Raw genomic sequence first — 16706 nt, 5'->3', positions numbered from 1 at the left:
GGTCCTGGCGTGTTTGGGGCCCGGTGCCTCCCATCCCTTTCTTCCTTGAGGAAACACATGCGTATTCGCGCCACCGTGGCCGCCGTCTCCGGCGCCCTGGCCCTGTCCGCCCTGGCCGTTCCGGCCGCGCAGGCGGACGGTTCCTCGTACCGGGAGGACGCCGCCAAGGCGTTCTCCGCCGCTTCGGGCCACAGCGCCTTCAGCACGGCCGCAGCCGACGAGCTGGACGTCAGCTTCTCGAACCTCAAGATCGCCAAGGCGGTCAAGGTCGGCACCACCGACCACGTCTCCACCAAGGTCACCTACACGTTGACCCACGGCGCCGACGTCGACGTCACCGCTGAGGACTTCGCCAACGGCCCGTTCATCTACAAGGGGACGCTCGAGGAGCCGGTCAACGCGCTGTTCGGCGTGGCGCCGGCGGCCTGCACCGTCACCTCGGCGACCACCGCCAACTGCACGGGTCTGGTCGACATCTACCCCGGTGACAACGAACTGCTGAACTCCGACGCCGGCAGCTGGAAGGCCGGTGCGCTCGCCCTCAACTACACGACCGAGGACAGCGCCCTCCAGGGTGACCTGGGCACGACCCTCGTCCAGCGCAACTCGAAGCTGACGGTCAACGCCTCTCCGGAGCCGGTGAAGAAGGGCAAGACCATCACCGTGACCGGCAAGCTCTCCCGCGCCAACTGGGAGACCAACAAGTACGCCGGTTACACCGGTCAGCCGGTCAAGCTCCAGTTCCGCAAGAAGAGCGCCAGCACCTACACCACGGTCAAGACCATCAAGACCAACTCGACCGGCAACCTGAGCACCACCGTCAAGGCCTCGGCCGACGGCTACTTCCGGTACTCCTTCGCGGGCACCTCGACCACCCCGGCGGTCAGCGCCGCGGGTGACTTCGTCGACGTGAAGTAAGCACCACGTCCCAAGGGCCGGCTCCGGAATCCATCCGGGGCCGGCCCTCGTGCTGGGCAAAGCGTCGATCTTGGCAAAGCGTTGTGCAGGTGACGACAAAATTCGGTCCCACCCGTACAACTCATCCCGGGGCCCGGTGATCTCATCCCACGAGTCAACAGACTCCTAGATCACTTCTCCCCCTGGGGAACGCACATGCGCAGCAGAACCATCGTGGCCGCCGTCTCCGCCGTGACCGGCGCCCTGGCGCTCACCGCCCTCGCCGTGCCGGCCGCCCAGGCCGCCACCGCCGGGCCCGCCGTCACCTTCTCCGCGCTCAAGGTGAACAGCGGCAAGAACATCGTGGTCGGCACCACGACCCAGGTCACCGTCACCGCGACGTACACCGTGACCAAGCCCGCGAGCCTGGCCGCGAGCTCCTTCGAGAGCGGGCCCGTGCTCTACCGCGGCACCACGCTCGGTCTGGAATCCGACGACATGATCCTCGGCGACGACCCCGGCACCTGCACGGCGTCCTCCTCGACGGTCCTGAAGTGCACGGCGAAGATCCAGTTCCGCCCGGACTCCTCCGCCAACGGCCTGGTCAACTCCCAGGCGGGCAGCTGGAAGCTGGGCGCCCTCGCCGCCGCCAAGGACGGCGGGCTCACCTGGCAGGCGGGCTTCGGCACCACCAAGCTCCAGCGCAAGGCCACGCTCACCGTCAACGCCTCGCCCGAGCCGGTGAAGAAGGGCAAGGCCATCACGGTCACCGGCAAGCTCTCCCGCGCCAACTGGGAGACCAACACGTACACGGGCTACGCGAGCCAGCCGGTCAACCTTCAGTTCCGCAAGGCGGGCACGACCACCTACACCACGGTCAAGACCGTCAAGACCAGCTCGACGGGCACCCTGAGCACCACGGTCACCGCCTCGGCGGACGGCTACTACCGCTACAGCTTCGCGGGCACCACGACGACCCCCGCGGTGAGCGCGACGGGCGACTACATAGACGTCCAGTAAAAGCGCCCCCGAAGGGGCGCGGGGAACTGCGCGACCAGCCACAACGCAGTCGCGGACGAGACCCGGCACAAGCCTCTTCGGCTGAAGCCCCGCGCTAAGCGGGCACGCGGCGGTCGACCCACTTCCACGTGAACTCCAGGGCGGCCGCCGCCACCACCGAGATGCCCACCGCGATCCACGGCATCGTCACGCCCACCAGCTTCAGCGCGAAGAAGTCCTGGAGCCACGGCACGACCAGCACCAGCAGGAAGCCCGCGCCCATCGACGCCACCAGCGCCACCCGCCACCAGGTGTACGGGCGGGCGATGATGGCGAGCACCCACATCGAGATCAGGAACAGGGTGAGCGTGGCGACGCTCGTCTCGGCGTCCAACGCGCCCTGGCCGGTGTAGTGGTGACGGGCGATCAGGTACGTCACGAAGGTCGCGATCCCGGCCAGCAGCCCGCCCGGGATGGCGTACCGCATGACCCGGCGCACGAAGTGGGGCCGGGCCCGCTCGGTGTTGGGGGCGAGGGCGAGGAAGAACGCCGGGACGCCGATCGTCAGGGTGGACAGCAGGGTCAGGTGCCTGGGCAGGAACGGGTACTCCACCTGCCAGCACACCACCAGCAGCGCCAGCAGCACCGAGTACACGGTCTTGACCAGGAACAGCGTCGCCACCCGCGTGATGTTCCCGATGACCCGGCGCCCCTCGGCGACCACCGAGGGCAGGGTCGCGAAGCTGTTGTTGAGCAGCACGATCTGCGCCACCGCCCGGGTCGCCTCCGACCCCGAGCCCATCGACACCCCGATGTCGGCGTCCTTGAGCGCGAGGACGTCGTTCACGCCGTCGCCGGTCATCGCGACCGTGTACCCGCGGGACTGGAGGGCGCCGACCATGTCCCGCTTCTGCCGTGGGGTGACCCGCCCGAACACCGTGCCCTCGTCCAGGGCCTTCGCCATGCCCTCCTGGTCGGCGGGCAGGGCGCGCGCGTCGACGGTCGCCCCGTCGAGCCCGAGCTTGGCGGCCACCGCGCCCACCGACACCGCGTTGTCCCCGGAGATGACCTTGGCCCGTACGTCCTGCTCGGCGAAGTACCGCAGGGTGTCGGCCGCGTCGGGCCGCAGCCGCTGCTCCAGCACCACCAGGGCCGTGGGATCGACCGCGCCGGCCACTTCGGGGTCGTCCAGGTCCCGCACGGTCCGGGCCAGCAGCAGGACCCGCAGGCCCTGTTCGTTCAGCCGCCCGGTCTCGGCGAGCGCCGGGTCGTCCGTGGCGAGCAGCACGTCCGGCGCCCCCAGCAGCCAGGTACTGGACTCGCCGGTGCCCTCGCTGAAGGAGGCGCCGCTGTACTTGCGGGCGGAGGAAAAGGGCAGCGACTCGGTGCAGCGCCAGTCCTCGGTGTCCGGGTAGGCGTCGATGACGGCCCTCAGGGAGGCGTTGGGGCGCGGGTCGGACTCGCCGAGGGCGCCGAGCACCGTGCGGACGTACGTCTCGTCGGCGCCGTTCAGCGGCCGCAGCTCGGTGACGTCCATGCCGCCCTCGGTGAGGGTGCCCGTCTTGTCGAGGCAGACCGTGTCGACGCGGGCGAGCCCCTCGATGGCGGGCAGCTCCTGGACCAGGCACTGTTTTCGGCCAAGCCGGATGACGCCTATCGCGAAGGCGACGGAGGTCAGGAGGACCAGGCCCTCGGGGACCATCGGGACGATGCCGCCCACCGTGCGGGCGATGGACTCCTTGAGGTCGTTGCTCTTGACCACGAGCTGGGTGATCACCAGGCCGGTCGCGGCCGGGATCATCATCCACGTCACGTACTTGAGGATCGTGGAGATGCCGGAGCGCAGCTCGGAGTGGACGAGGGTGAAGCGGGAGGCCTCCTCGGCGAGCTGGGCGGCGTAGGCCTCGCGCCCCACCTTGGTGGCCCGGAACGCGCCGCCGCCCGCGACGACGAAGCTGCCGGACATGACCTCGTCCCCGGGCCGCTTGACCACGGGATCGGCCTCGCCGGTGAGCAGCGACTCGTCGATCTCCAGCCCGTCGGCCTCGACGCACACCCCGTCGACCACGGCCTTGTCGCCGGGCCCGATCTCGATGAGGTCGTCCAGCACGATGTCGGAGGTGCTGACCTCCTGGGCCGTCCCGTCCCGCCGTACCGTCGGCCTGGCCTCGCCGATCACCGCGAGGGAGTCGAGGGTCTTCTTCGCCCGCCACTCCTGGATGATGCCTATCCCGGTGTTGGCGAGGATCACGTATCCGAACAGGCTGTCCTGGAACGGCGCCACGAACAGCATGACGAGCCACAGCACGCCGATGATGGCGTTGAACCGGGTGAAGACGTTGGCGCGGACGATGTCGGCCATCGACCGGCTGCTGCGCACGGGGACGTCGTTGACCTGCCCGTCGGCGATCCGCTCGGCCACCTCGGCGGCGGACAGCCCGCTCGCCCCGGCCGCGGGGAGGGGCAGGGGATGCGCAGGATCGAGTTCGGCGCCCGCGTCGGTGTGCGTCATGCATTCGACGGTACGTGCGGATTTACGGCTTCACCCGGCGAGTGACCGGAAGATCCGACCTGGGGAGGAGGGTGAGTGGTACGGGGGTTGTACGGCCTACTGGTCTTCTCGTACGGCGGTCGCCCGCTTGAGGGCGGCGTCGCGGCGGCGGACGTAGTAGATGCCGATCAGTCCGAGCCCCGCGCCGGCCAGACAGGTCCACACCCACCACGCGTGCCCGTGGTCGTCGAACCAGCCGTAGAAGGGGAGCTGGACGAGGAAGAGGACGAACCACAGGATCGTGCCGCCGATGATCGTCGGCACGATGGGGCCCTCCAGGGGCTCCGGTGCCTCGTGCTGGGGGGTCCACTTCGCCATGGGGCACAGCTTACGAGGTGGTCACTTCTACGCGCGGAGATGGCCATCTCCTGGTTCATATGTTCATACTGAAACAATCTGTGCCTGACCACTTCTGTTCGTAGGAAACGCCAATGTCGACCTCGGCACCCGCCAAGGCCCCCGCTCCCCAGCCGTCGGGCGGCGCCCCCGCTCCCGGCGCCCTCGACCGCTACTTCAGGATCTCGGAGCGCGGCAGCACGCTGTCCCGTGAGGTCCGCGGCGGATTCGCCACCTTCTTCGCGATGGCCTACATCATCGTGCTGAACCCGATCATCCTCGGCAGCGCGAAGGACATGTACGGCCACCAGCTCGACAACGGGCAGCTGGTGACGGCCACCTGCGTGACGGCGGCGTTCACCACGCTGCTGATGGGCGTCATCGGCAACGTGCCGATCGCGCTGGCCGCGGGCCTCGGTGTGAACTCGGTCGTCGCCCTCCAGCTCGCGCCCCGGATGTCCTGGCCGGACGCGATGGGCATGGTGGTCCTGGCGGGCTTGATCGTGATGCTGCTGGTCGCCACGGGCCTGCGCGAGCGCGTGATGAACGCGGTCCCCTTCGGCCTGCGCAAGGCCATCTCGATCGGTATCGGCCTGTTCATCATGCTGATCGGCCTGGTCGACGCCGGCTTCGTCTCCCGTATCCCGGACGTCGCCCAGACCACCGTCCCGCTCCAGCTCGGCGGCGACGGCCACCTCAACGGCTGGCCCGTCCTGGTCTTCGTGCTCGGCGCCCTGCTGACCCTCGCGCTGATCGTCCGCAAGGTCTCCGGCGCGATCCTCATCTCGATCGTCGCCATGACGGTCGTGGCGATGGTCATCGAGGCCGTCGCCAAGGTCCCGTCCTGGGGGCTGACGACACCGAAGTGGCCCGGCAACCCGGTCGCCACCCCCGACTTCGGCCTGCTCGGCAAGGTCAGCCTGTTCGGCGGGTTCGACAAGGTCGGGACGCTGACCGGCGTCCTCTTCGTCTTCACGGTCCTGCTGTCGTGCTTCTTCGACGCGATGGGCACGATCATGGGCGTCAGCGACGAGGCCAAGCTGACCGACGCCCAGGGGCAGATGCCGGGCATCAACAAGGTGCTCTTCGTGGACGGCCTCGCCGTCGCGGCGGGCGGTGCCAGCTCCTCGTCGGCCACGACCGCCTTCGTGGAGTCCACGGCGGGTGTGGGCGAGGGGGCGCGCACCGGCTTCGCCAACATCGTCACCGGCGGTCTGTTCGCCGTGGCGCTGTTCCTCACGCCGGTCGCCACGATGGTCCCGTCCCAGGCGGCCACCCCGGCGCTGCTCGCCGTCGGTTTCCTGATCCTGGCGGGCTCGGTCAAGGAGATCGACTGGGCCGACCACACCATCGCGATCCCGGCGTTCGTCACGATGGTGATGATGCCGTTCACCTACTCCATCACCAACGGCATCGGCATGGGCTTCATCACCTTCGTGGTGCTGCGGCTGGCGGCCGGGCGGGGCAAGGACGTGCCCGTCGCGATGTACGTGGTCGCCGCCGTCTTCGGCTTCTACTACCTGATGCCGGCGCTGGGTCTGACCTGAGCCGTGGGGGTCACGTGACCCCGTAGAACTTCTCTGTCTCCTCGACGGCGGTCTGGAACCGCTCGTCGAAGTCGTCCCGAATGAGCGTCCGGACCACGTAGTCCTGGACGCTCATTCCCCTTTTGGCCGCATGGTCCCGGAGCCGGTCGAGCAGCTCCCCGTCTATCCGCAGGCTGAGCACGCTGGTCCCCATGGACACGAGGGTCGCCGCCGACCGGGAGCGGTGTTCACTTTCCGCCGCCACCTCACTCGTACGGGTGACTTTCCGGTTTCCGTGGCCGGATTCACGGGAATCCTCGCGCGCGACCGCTTGTTTAGCGAGAGTAATGAGTTACGCTAAAGAGATGCCGGACCTTACCCATGGCGACGACGTAGCCGCCGTGAACTCCCTGCGCTCCGCCGTGATGCGACTGTCCCGCCGACTCAAGCACCAGCGGGTCGACGAGTCGCTCAGCCCCACCGAGATGTCGGTCCTGGGCACCCTCTCCCTCTGCGGCAAGGCCACCCCGGGCGAGCTCGCCCGCAAGGAGCACGTCCAGCCGCCCTCGATGACCCGCATCGTGGCGCTGCTGGAGGCCAAGGGACTGGTCCGACTGGAGCCGCACCCCGAGGACCGGCGCCAGAAGGTCGTCACGAAGACGGAACAGGCCGAGGCGATGCTCGCCGAGAGCCGCGTCAAGCGCAACGCCTTTCTGGCCACCCTGGTCGACGGACTGGACGAGGACGAGTGGGCGAAACTGCGCGCCGCCGCCCCCGTGCTGGAGAAGCTCGCGCACCTGTAGGCCGTCACACGAGGAGGCGAACGCACTTTGAGTACGGGACCCGGAGCAGATTCCGCCCCCGCACCGTCCACCCCTACCCCCGAGGACCCTGGCAGGTCCTCGATGTTCAGCTCCCTGAAGGTCCGCAACTACCGGCTCTTCTTCGCCGGCCAGGTCGTCTCCAACACCGGCACCTGGATGCAGCGCATCGCCCAGGACTGGCTGGTCCTCAGCCTCACCGGCTCCTCGACCGCCGTCGGTGTCACCACCGCCCTGCAGTTCCTGCCGATGCTGCTCTTCGGCCTCTACGGCGGCGTCCTCGTCGACCGCCTCCCCAAGCGCCCCACCCTGCTGGTGACGCAGTCCGCGATGGCCGTCACCGGCCTCGCCCTCGCCGCGCTCACCCTGACCGGGCACGTGCAGGTCTGGCACGTCTACCTGGCCGCCTTCGCCGTGGGACTCGCGACCGTCGTCGACAACCCGGCCCGCCAGACCTTCGTCTCCGAGATGGTCGGCCCCGACCAGCTCCAGAACGCCGTCAGCCTGAACTCCGCGAACTTCCAGTCCGCCCGCCTCGTCGGCCCCGCCGTCGCCGGCCTGATGATCACCGGCGTGGGCACCGGCTGGGCGTTCCTCTTCAACGGACTGTCCTTCGTCGCGCCCATCACGGGCCTGCTGCTCATGCGCGCCCGCGACCTGCGAGACGTTCACCGCGCCCCGCGCGGCAAGGGCCAGCTGCGGGAAGGACTGCACTACGTCGCCGGGCGCCCGGACCTGATCTGGACCATCGTCCTGGTCGGGTTCGTCAGCACCTTCGGCTTCAACTTCCCCGTCTACCTCTCCGCCTTCGCCGACGACGTCTTCCACGCCGGCGCCGGCTCCTACAGCCTCTTCAACACCCTGATGGCCGTCGGCTCCCTCGCGGGCGCCCTGCTCGCCGCCCGCCGCGGCACCGCCCGGATGCGGGTGCTGGTCGCGGGCGCGGTGGCCTTCGGCACGCTGGAGATCGTGGCCGCCCTCGCCCCGTCCCTGTGGCTGTTCGCCCTGCTCATGATCCCGATCGGCATGTTCGGCATGACGGTCAACGTCACCGCCAACAGCAGCGTCCAGATGAGCACCGACCCGGCGATGCGCGGCCGGGTGATGTCCCTCTACATGATGGTGTTCATGGGCGGCGCCCCCCTCGGCGCCCCGATCGCCGGCTGGATCACCGACGCGTACGGCGTCCGCGCGGGCCTCGCGGCCGGCGGGGTGATCGCCGCCGCCGCGGCCGCGACGATCGGCCTGGTCCTGGCCCGCGTCGGCAACCTCCGGCTGTCGCTCGGCTGGCACCACGGCCACCCGCGCGTGGGCCTCGTCCCCCGGGAACGGGAGCGCCTGACCACGGCCGCCTGACACCGACCGACGCCCTGGCAGGCTGGACCGCATGAGACTCTTCGCCGCCGTCCTGCCACCCGAGGGCGTCACCCGTGACCTCGCCACCGTGGTCGGCGAACTGAGGAGACTCCCCGGCGCAGACACCCTGCGCTGGACCGGCCGCCCGGGCTGGCACTTCACGCTGGCGTTCTACGGCGAGGTCGACGCCGACGCCGTCCCCGCCCTGGCGGCCCGCCTGGAGCGGGCCGCCGCCCGCACCGCCCCCTTCGAGCTGGCCGTGCGCGGCGGCGGGCAGTTCGGGCACGGGCGCGCCCTGTGGGCCGGGGCCGCCGGGGACCTGCCCGCGCTGCGGCTGCTCGCGGACCGCGCGGAGGCGGCGGCGCGCAAGGCGGGGCTGGAGACGGGGGAGCACCGGCGGTACAAGGCCCACCTGACGGTGGCGCGCGGCCGGGAGACGGTGGACGTACGGCCCTACCTGGAGGCACTCGCGGGATTCGAGAGCCGCACCTGGACCGTCGGCGAGCTGGCGCTGGTGCGCAGCGACCTGCCGCGCTCCGGGGTGCCGGGCGAGCAGCCGCGGTACGAGGTGGTCGCCCGGTGGGCGCTCGCGGGGGCCGGTTAGGCTCGGGGCGTGGACCCGAAGACCCGGAACCGAATCATGGCCGTCGTGCTGGTGCTGATGTTCGTCGTCGTGGCGACGGCGTCGCTGCTCGGCAGGTAGGGGAACCGCGCGGCCGGTCGCGCGGTTCCCCGCGCCGCTACCAGGCGAACGCCTCCGGCGACGGGCCCGGACCCGGGAAGATCTCGTCCAGGGACGTCAGCAGCTCCTCGCCGAGTTCCAGCTCCACCGCCCTGAGCGCCGACTCCAGCTGCTCGGCCGTGCGCGGGCCGACGATCGGGCCGGTCACGCCCGGGCGGGTGAGCAGCCAGGCCAGCGCCGCCTCACCGGGGGCGATTCGGAGACGACTCCTGACGGCGGCACCTGATGCTCCTTGCTTGGAGCGGACTCGAAGGAGTTGGCTTGTGTCCCATGAAGTACACCCAGCTCGGACGCACCGGACTCAAGGTCAGCCGACTCGTTCTCGGCACGATGAACTTCGGTCCGCAGACAGACGAATCAACCAGCCACGGCATCATGGACGCCGCTCTCGACGCGGGTCTGAACTTTCTGGATACGGCCAACGTCTATGGGTGGGGAGAGAACAAGGGCCGCACCGAGGAGATCATCGGTACTTGGTTCGCCCAGGGTGGCGGGCGGCGCGACAAGGTCGTCCTCGCCACCAAGGTGTACGGGAACATGGCGGGCGACGGGGACGTCTGGCCCAACCACGACAAGCTCTCCGCGGTGAACATCCGACGGGCCGTCGACGCCTCCCTCAAGCGGCTGCAGACGGACTACATCGACATCTACCAGTTCCATCACATCGACCGGTCGACGCCGTTCGAGGAGATCTGGCAGGCGATCGACGTCCTGGTCCAGCAGGGCAAGATCCTCTACGCGGGGTCGTCCAACTTCCCCGGCTACAAAATCGCCCAGGCCAACGAGACCGCCGCCCGGCACGGCCGCATGGGCCTGGTCAGCGAGCAGTGCCTCTACAACCTCGCTGAGCGCCGCGCCGAGATGGAGGTCATTCCGGCCGCGCAGGACTACGGCCTCGGGGTCATCCCCTGGTCTCCGCTGCACGGAGGACTGCTCGGCGGCGTCCTCAAGAAGGAGGCCACACAGGGGCGCCGGGCAAGCGGCCGCGCTGCCGACGCGCTCAAGGACACCAAGACACGCGAGCAGATCCAGGCGTACGAGAACCTCCTCGGCAAGCACGGCCTGGAGCCCGGTGAAGCGGCGCTCGCCTGGCTGCTGACCCGCCCCGGTGTCACCGGCCCGATCGTCGGCCCTCGCACGCAGGAGCAGCTGGACTCGGCGCTGCGTGCCCTGCAGTTGGAGCTGAGCGAGGAACTGCTGACGTCTCTGGACGAGATCTTCCCCGGTCCCGGACCGTCTCCCGAAGCCTTCGCATGGTGAGGTAGCGGGTCTGTGAGGGGCCGTCGCCTTCTGCATGCGTTCGAAGCGAGTTGGAGGCGGCGGCTTCGTCGTTCCCACTCGGGGGCCGCAGGAGCGGTGAGCGTCAGCGATGCACTGCTGTGGAACCGGGCGTCAAAATTGCCGGTTGGCGCCGAGCTGCGTGTACTTCATGCCTCCCTAGCCAACGGCGTGGAGTGCGCTCTAGGCAAGGGCGGCCAGGAAGGCGGCCCAGGTGGAGGGGGCCACATGGAGGGCGGGGGAGGCGGGGGTGCCGGGGGTCTTGGAGTCGCGGATGTGGACGGTGGTGGGGGTGAGGGCGACCTCCAGGCACTCGCCGCCCTGGCCACTGCTGTAGCTGCTCTTGAACCAGTCCAGGTCCGTGCTCATAGCCTGCCTGCCACCTCGCTGATCAACTGCGCCGACTCCTCGGGATTGAGGGCCTGCGCTCGCAGAATGCCATACCGGGCGAACATCTGGCCCAACTCGGGTTGCTGGGTGACGAAGTAGCCGTTGTGCGGGCCCTCGACATAGCCGATCCGGTCGGAATCCTCGGTCTCCAGCAGGATCATCGGGCCGTCGAGGCCGGCGTGGTCCCGGCGGCCGGTCGGCATCACCTGGATCTCGACGCTGCGGCTGCGGCCGATGTCGAGAAGGTGGCCCAACTGCTCCTTCAGCGCCTGGTCGCCGCCCAGCGGGCGACTGAGGAGGTGCTCCTCCAGCACGAAGCCGACGACCGGCGCCGGTTTCCGCTCCAGCACCCGCTGCCGGTCCATGCGAGCGGCGAGCCTGGTGTCGATCTCGCCGTCCTCCAGTGAGGGGCGGTGGACCTCGAAGGTCGCTCGTGCGTACGCCTCCGTCTGAAGCAGGCCCGGGATCACGTGAGTTGTGTACATGTAGATCGCGGTGGCCCTCGCCTCCATCTCCGCGTAGTCCTCGAACCACGACGGAAACCGGCTGCCCTTCAGTTTCTGCCCCACAGCGACCAGTGCACCTTGTGCACCGAGCCGTTCGTCCGCCACCTCCACGAACTGCCCCTTGGGCGCCCGCTCTCCGCGCTCCACCATCGCCACCTGGGACTTGGAGTAGCCGACCTCTTTGCCCAGCGCCTCCTGGGTGACCCCCGCCCGTTCGCGGTAGAACCGCAGCAACGAGCCGAAGATCTCCAAGTTCTCCGCGCCCCGTTCACCGGAGTGCACAACCGCCTCCCCAAGTACACAGCCCCGCACGGACGTTGCGCCGCTCTGGTCACAGTATGTGAGCACGCGCAACGCTTTGCGTCATGAACGAGAGAATCGCCGCGCCCTGGATCCCGAGCTGGATCCCCGGCTCCGGCCACGCCCTGCGGCACGCGGGCATCCACTTCGACGCCGTACGGATGAAGGAACCGCTGGCCGAGCGGGTCGCCTCGGAGCTGATGCGGTGCACGGACTTCGAGGCCGGCCCGATCGTGGCCGAGGCGACGGGCGACCGCACCATGTACTTCCTGTTGCCCCCGCAAACCGCGACATCCTTCACCTGGCCTCCCGGCGTGCGTGCGCTGACGCGCAGTGACCGGGGTCTGGCGTACGTCGGTGTCCCGGCGCTGACGGGGATCACCTGGCCGCTGGGGTGGCGGTCGGCGCCGTCGGAGGGGGCGCCGTTCGTGGCGGGGGAGTTGCTGTGCGAGCTGGTGGGCAGCATGACCGGCATCACGAGGTGACCTCTGTGGCCCGTGACGGGGCCTCCCCGTCTCAGCCGCGGCGCGGCACCGTGGTCCCGGTCCGACCGTCGCGGTGTGCTCGGTAGGGCTTTCCGATGCCCCACCCCTGGTGCATCGCCTCCGCGAAGGCCGCCGCGATCTTGTGTTCGCCGCTCGCGTTGGGGTGGGTGCCGTCGTAGGTGTCGTGGGTGATGTCGTACGACGTGGGCGGCGAGGCCAGCAGCAGGGGGGAGCGGGCCTCGTCCAGGTCGGCCACCGCCTTGGCGAGGAGTTCGTTGAAGAGGGTGACCTGCGCGCCGAACCCGGCGTCGTCGGCGGCCCGGACGTTCGGGATCACCGGGAGCAGCACCATGCGGACGCGGGGCTCGGCCGAGCGTGCCTGGGTGACGAAGGCGCGGACGTTGTCCGCCGTCTGCTCGGCGTTGGTGTAGAAGCCGAGGTCGATCAGGCCGAGGGAGACCAGCAGTACGTCCGCCCGGCAGGCGCGGACCGCGTCGCCGATCAGCGGTGCCATGTGCAGCCAGCCCTCGCCCCAGCCGGCGAGGTGGGCGCGGGGGAAGTCCGGGTCGGCGTACGCGTGGGACGTGGGCGCGTCGGTCGCCTTGTCGTGGAGGGCCTCGCGCGGGCCGACGAGGGCGAAGGGGCCGTCGTGGGTGTCGCGCAGGTGCTGCCACATCCGGTAACGCCACGTGTGTTCGCCCGCGCTTCCGATCGTCATGGAGTCGCCGACGGGCATGAGCCTGAGCATCCGCTCATGATGAACGATCACCGCGGGCGGTGGGGTGTGAAGCGTGCCACGTGGGGGTCCGCCCCGGGATGGCAAGCTTGGCGCCATGCGTGCGCTACTCGGTGTCGTCGGAGTCACTGCCCTGCTCGTCCTCACGGGCGCGAGCCCCGCGGCCGCCGCCGACGGGGAGGGCGATGACGGGTTCACCATCGAGGACCCGCGCATCACCGAGTCCAGCGGGCTCGCCGCGTCCCGTCAGCACCCGGGCATCTACTGGACCCACAACGACCAGGACACCGGCACCTACCTCTACGCCGTCGACAGTTCCACCGGGAAGACCGTCGCGCGGATCACCCTGCAAGGGGTCGGCACCCAGCGGGACGTCGAGGCCATCGCCATCGGGCCCGACAACCAGATCTATGTCGGGGACATCGGCGACAACGACGGCGTGACCTGGCCCTATGTGTGGATCTATCAACTGCCCGAGCCGAAGCGGCTCGTCGACCAGACCGTGCGCGCCCAGCAGTACGTCGTGAAGTACTCCGACGGCTCCCGGGACGCGGAGTCGATGATCGTCCACCCGAAGAGCGGGCGCGTGTACATCATCGACAAGCAGGAGGACGGCGGGCACCTGTACGAGGGGCCCGCCAAGCTGTCCGCCTCCGGTGCCAACGTCTTCCGGCCCGCCAAGGCCGTCGACCTCTGGGCCACCGACGCCGCCTTCTCGCCGAACGGCCGACAGCTCGCCGTACGCGGCTACTTCGGCGGTATCTGGTACGACTGGAACGGCGGCGACCTCAAGCGCGGCGGCCGGATCAGCGTGCCCATCGGGCAGGGGGAGTCCGTCAGTTACTCGCCCGACGGCACGAAACTGATGCTCGGCAGCGAGGGCGCCGGCAGCGAGGTGGTGGCCGAGGACGCACCCGGGGGTGAGGGATCGTCCAACTCGCCGTCAGGCGGAGGGGGTTCGGGCCAGGCCGACGGCGGCAGCGGCTCCGACGGCGGGAACGTCAAGGTCGGCGCCCTCGCCGTGGCCGCCGTCGTCGCCGTGGTGTTCGGCTTCCGGCGGCTGCTGCGCCGGGGGTGAGTCGCCGGGGCCCGGATCAGGGTTCCGTGCGGCGTCGTGACACGAGCACCTCGAGTCCGTCGAGGATGCGTTGCAGGCCGAACTCGAAGTGGTCGAAGTCGGTGCCGAAGGCGTCCTCGGAGAGGGCGGCCAGCACCGGGTAGCGGCCGCTGGCCATGACCTTCTCCAGCGTCGGTACCTGGGCCTGCCAGAACTCGGCGTCCGTCAGGCCCGTCCGGCGCTCGACCTCCTGCGCGTACAGCTGGGTGCGGGCGGCGCCGACGACATAACCGTCGATCATGATGATCACCGAGACCAGCTCGGGGTCGGTCAGGCCCATCGGCTTGATGCGGCTGAGGACCTTCTCCATGCCGTCCAGGGCGCTCGGGCCGAGGATCGGGCGGGACTGGTTGACCTGGAGCAGCCAGGGGTGGCGGCGGTACAGGGCGAGAGTGGCGCGGCCCATCGCCTGCAGCGCCGAGCGCCAGGTGCCGTCGCCGAGGTTCGCCGGGTTCTCCGAGGGGCGCTGCACGCGGTCCAGCATCAGGTCGAGCAGCTCGCCCTTGCCGGGGACGTACCGGTACAGCGACATCGCGCCGGTGCCCAGCTCGGTGGCGACGCGGCGCATCGACACCGCCGGGAGGCCGTCCGCGTCCGCCACCTGGACGGCCGCTTCCACGATCCGGTCCAGGGTGAGGGCCGGCTTGGGCCCGCGGCTGGGCCGCCGGCCGGTGTCCCACAGCAGCTCCAGGGTGCGGACGATGTCACCGCTGCCGCTGGTCTCCGAACCGTTCGTCATGCGGGCAGTTTAGATCCCCCCAATAAAACTGGGTACGGCGTACGCGCAATCGGGTACGGTGTACCCAGTTAAGGAGAGAAGGGGGAACCATGACCGACGGACACGCCGTCCTGGCCGAGGCTCTGGAGAAGCGGTACGGCGACAAACGCGCCCTCGACGGCTTCGACCTGGCCGTCCGCGAGGGCGCCGTGCACGGCCTGCTCGGGCCGAACGGCGCCGGCAAGACCACCGCCGTCCGCATCCTGTCCACCCTCGTCCGGCTGGACGGCGGACGGGCGACGGTGGCGGGGCTGGACGTGGCCCGACAGCCCCGCGAGGTGCGCGCCCGCATCGGGCTGACCGGGCAGTACGCGGCCGTGGACGAGGTGCTCACCGGACGGCAGAACCTGGAGATGTTCGGCCGCCTCTTCCATCTCGGCGGCAGGCGGGCCAAGGCGCGGGCCACCGAGCTGCTGGAGCAGTTCGAGCTCACCGACGCCGCGGACAAGGGGGTCGGCAAGTACAGCGGCGGCATGCGACGCCGCCTCGACCTCGCCGCCTCCATGATCCTCGCCCCGGCCGTGCTGTTCCTGGACGAGCCGACGACCGGACTCGACCCGCGCAGCCGCGGCGAGGTCTGGGACTCGGTGCGGGCGCTGGTGGCGAGCGGCACCACCGTCCTGCTGACCACGCAGTACCTGGAGGAGGCCGACAAGCTGGCCTCCCGCATCACCGTCATCGACCAGGGGCGGGCCATCGCCGACGACACCCCGGACGGGCTGAAGAGCGCGGTCGGCGGCGACCGGATCGAGGTCGTGGTCGCCGACCGGGCCGACATCCCGCAGGTGGTGAAGGTCGTCGCCCGGGTCTCGGACGGCGAACCCGAGGCGGAGGAGGGCGAGTTGCGCGTCCACGCCCCCGTCGTCGACCGGGTCTCCGCACTCACCGAGGTCGCCCGCACCCTCCAGGACGAGGGTGTCCGCGTCGAGGACATCGGGCTGCGCAGGCCCAGCCTCGACGACGTCTTCCTGCGCCTGACCGGACACCGCACGGAGAAGGAGGCCGCCGCGTGAGCGCCCTGGAGACCACCCACGGCCGTACCTACTGGGTCCTCGCCGACGTCTGGAACATCGTCCGCCGCGGCCTGACCCACTACCAGCGCCAACCGGTCAACATCGCCTGGCAGCTGGGCTTCCCGATCCTCTCCGTCCTGCTCTACGGCTATGTCTTCGGCAGCGCCATGCGGGTGCCCGGCGGCGGGGACTACAAGGACTTCCTGATGCCCGGGATGTTCGTGATGACCATGGCCTTCGGCTTCATCAACACCGCGACCCTCGTGGTGTACGACGCCACCAAGGGCGTGATCGACCGGTTCCGCTCCATGCCGATGGCCTCCTCCGCGGTCGTGGCCGGACGCGGGGTCACCGATCTGCTGGGCGCCTGCGCCGAGTTGGCCATCATGATGCTGACCGCGGTCGCCATGGGGTGGCGTCCGGACGGCGGCCTCGGTTTCGTCGCGGCCTTCGGGCTGCTGCTGTGGCTGCGGTTCGCGCTGATCTGGGTCGGGGTGTGGCTGGGGCTCATCGTGCCCAACCCGGAGGCGGCGGGCGGGCTGTTCGCGGTCGCCTTCCCGCTGACGATGATCTCCAGCATCTTCGTCGCGCCCCAGCTGATGCCCGACTGGCTCGGCGCGGTGGCCGCCTGGAACCCGATCTCCTCCACCTCCGCCGCCACCCGCGACCTGTTCGGCACCCCGGTCGGCGCCGGTGACTCCTGGGTCGAGCAGCACGCCCTGCTCATGGCGTGCGTGTGGCCGATGATCCTCACCGCGATCTTCCTGCCGCTGGCGGTGCGCAGGTTCCGGAAGCTGAGTCGGTAGCGTCCCGCGTCTTGACGTGTTCATGTGACCTGACTTCCATGGGGGGAGCGGGTATGGGAGCGCTCCCAA

General features: G+C 69.9%; 18 protein-coding genes and 1 pseudogene. 11 read left to right on the top strand and 8 right to left on the bottom strand.

All coding sequences use genetic code 11. The features are described 5' to 3' along the window. Positions 1–57 precede the first annotated feature (57 nt). Together ACZ56U_RS18125 and ACZ56U_RS18120 are read left to right on the top strand one after the other, a co-directional pair. A complete protein-coding gene (locus ACZ56U_RS18125; protein WP_469084977.1) occupies positions 58–918 on the top strand; it encodes a hypothetical protein in 861 nt (286 codons plus the stop codon). Positions 919–1113: 195 nt separating this feature from the next. After that, positions 1114–1917 (top strand): hypothetical protein, encoded by an 804-nt coding sequence (locus ACZ56U_RS18120; RefSeq protein ID WP_469084976.1) that lies wholly within the window; start codon positions 1114–1116, stop codon positions 1915–1917. Positions 1918–2011: 94 nt separating this feature from the next. Here ACZ56U_RS18120 and ACZ56U_RS18115 read toward each other — a convergent pair whose 3' ends face one another. Further along, positions 2012–4408, bottom strand: a complete 2397-nt coding sequence (locus ACZ56U_RS18115) for a cation-translocating P-type ATPase (protein ID WP_469084975.1) — start codon at positions 4406–4408, stop codon at positions 2012–2014. 96 nt (positions 4409–4504) lie between these two features. Beyond that, entirely contained in the window at positions 4505–4765 is a 261-nt protein-coding gene (locus ACZ56U_RS18110) for a DUF2530 domain-containing protein (RefSeq protein ID WP_469084974.1), read from the bottom strand. A 113-nt stretch (positions 4766–4878) separates the two neighbouring features. Here ACZ56U_RS18110 and ACZ56U_RS18105 point away from each other — a divergent pair, with 113 nt between their 5' ends. After that, on the top strand, positions 4879–6330 hold the full coding sequence (locus ACZ56U_RS18105) for an NCS2 family permease (protein WP_469084973.1): 1452 nt from the start codon (positions 4879–4881) through the stop codon (positions 6328–6330). Between the two features lie 10 nt (positions 6331–6340). On the opposite strand, the gene ACZ56U_RS18100 is transcribed toward ACZ56U_RS18105, so the two are convergent. Then, entirely contained in the window at positions 6341–6529 is a 189-nt protein-coding gene (locus tag ACZ56U_RS18100) for a ribbon-helix-helix protein, CopG family (RefSeq protein WP_391234160.1), read from the bottom strand. A 145-nt stretch (positions 6530–6674) separates the two neighbouring features. On the opposite strand from ACZ56U_RS18100, the gene ACZ56U_RS18095 reads away from it, so the two are divergent. The 3 genes from ACZ56U_RS18095 (at position 6675) to thpR (ending at position 9090) form a co-directional block, all read left to right on the top strand. Then, on the top strand, positions 6675–7112 hold the full coding sequence (locus ACZ56U_RS18095) for a MarR family winged helix-turn-helix transcriptional regulator (protein ID WP_469084972.1): 438 nt from the start codon (positions 6675–6677) through the stop codon (positions 7110–7112). Positions 7113–7214: 102 nt separating this feature from the next. Continuing rightward, the gene (locus tag ACZ56U_RS18090) at positions 7215–8486 is read left to right on the top strand and encodes an MFS transporter (protein ID WP_469084971.1); all 1272 of its coding nucleotides are present in this window, start codon (positions 7215–7217) and stop codon (positions 8484–8486) included. 31 nt (positions 8487–8517) lie between these two features. After that, a complete protein-coding gene (thpR, locus tag ACZ56U_RS18085; protein WP_469084970.1) occupies positions 8518–9090 on the top strand; it encodes an RNA 2',3'-cyclic phosphodiesterase in 573 nt (190 codons plus the stop codon). Between the two features lie 136 nt (positions 9091–9226). Here the strand turns inward: thpR and ACZ56U_RS18080 are convergent. Further along, positions 9227–9424, bottom strand: a pseudogene (locus ACZ56U_RS18080) (aldo/keto reductase); the annotation flags it as partial. A gap of 74 nt (positions 9425–9498) precedes the next feature. Here ACZ56U_RS18080 and ACZ56U_RS18075 point away from each other — a divergent pair. Then, complete coding sequence (locus tag ACZ56U_RS18075; RefSeq protein WP_391234164.1) at positions 9499–10488, top strand: aldo/keto reductase; 990 nt, start codon at positions 9499–9501, stop codon at positions 10486–10488. Between the two features lie 201 nt (positions 10489–10689). On the opposite strand, the gene ACZ56U_RS18070 is transcribed toward ACZ56U_RS18075, so the two are convergent. Together ACZ56U_RS18070 and ACZ56U_RS18065 are read right to left on the bottom strand one after the other, a co-directional pair. Then, on the bottom strand, positions 10690–10875 hold the full coding sequence (locus tag ACZ56U_RS18070) for a DUF397 domain-containing protein (RefSeq protein ID WP_469084969.1): 186 nt from the start codon (positions 10873–10875) through the stop codon (positions 10690–10692). Continuing rightward, positions 10872–11684 (bottom strand): helix-turn-helix domain-containing protein, encoded by an 813-nt coding sequence (locus tag ACZ56U_RS18065; protein ID WP_398836623.1) that lies wholly within the window; start codon positions 11682–11684, stop codon positions 10872–10874. The genes ACZ56U_RS18070 and ACZ56U_RS18065 overlap by 4 nt, the downstream gene beginning before the upstream one ends. An 83-nt stretch (positions 11685–11767) precedes the next feature. On the opposite strand from ACZ56U_RS18065, the gene ACZ56U_RS18060 reads away from it, so the two are divergent. Continuing rightward, positions 11768–12187, top strand: a complete 420-nt coding sequence (locus ACZ56U_RS18060; RefSeq protein WP_469084968.1) for a hypothetical protein — start codon at positions 11768–11770, stop codon at positions 12185–12187. Between the two features lie 31 nt (positions 12188–12218). Here the strand turns inward: ACZ56U_RS18060 and ACZ56U_RS18055 are convergent, their stop codons facing one another. After that, a complete protein-coding gene (locus tag ACZ56U_RS18055; protein ID WP_469084967.1) occupies positions 12219–12935 on the bottom strand; it encodes an SGNH/GDSL hydrolase family protein in 717 nt (238 codons plus the stop codon). An 85-nt stretch (positions 12936–13020) separates the two neighbouring features. On the opposite strand from ACZ56U_RS18055, the gene ACZ56U_RS18050 reads away from it, so the two are divergent. Further along, positions 13021–14001, top strand: coding sequence for a WD40 repeat domain-containing protein (locus ACZ56U_RS18050; RefSeq protein WP_469084966.1), 981 nt, complete (start codon positions 13021–13023; stop codon positions 13999–14001). Between the two features lie 16 nt (positions 14002–14017). Here the strand turns inward: ACZ56U_RS18050 and ACZ56U_RS18045 are convergent, their stop codons facing one another. Next, positions 14018–14779 (bottom strand): TetR/AcrR family transcriptional regulator, encoded by a 762-nt coding sequence (locus tag ACZ56U_RS18045; RefSeq protein ID WP_469084965.1) that lies wholly within the window; start codon positions 14777–14779, stop codon positions 14018–14020. A gap of 89 nt (positions 14780–14868) precedes the next feature. Between ACZ56U_RS18045 and ACZ56U_RS18040 the strand changes: the two genes are divergently transcribed. Continuing rightward, positions 14869–15831: an ATP-binding cassette domain-containing protein gene (locus ACZ56U_RS18040; RefSeq protein WP_469084964.1), complete on the top strand. Its 963-nt coding sequence runs from the start codon at positions 14869–14871 to the stop codon at positions 15829–15831. Further along, entirely contained in the window at positions 15828–16637 is an 810-nt protein-coding gene (locus ACZ56U_RS18035) for an ABC transporter permease (RefSeq protein ID WP_469084963.1), read from the top strand. The genes ACZ56U_RS18040 and ACZ56U_RS18035 overlap by 4 nt, the downstream gene beginning before the upstream one ends. Positions 16638–16706: the final 69 nt, after the last annotated feature.

This window comes from Streptomyces sp. NPDC034103, from assembly GCF_055575395.1.
This window is presented reverse-complemented; position numbering and strand designations above follow the sequence as displayed.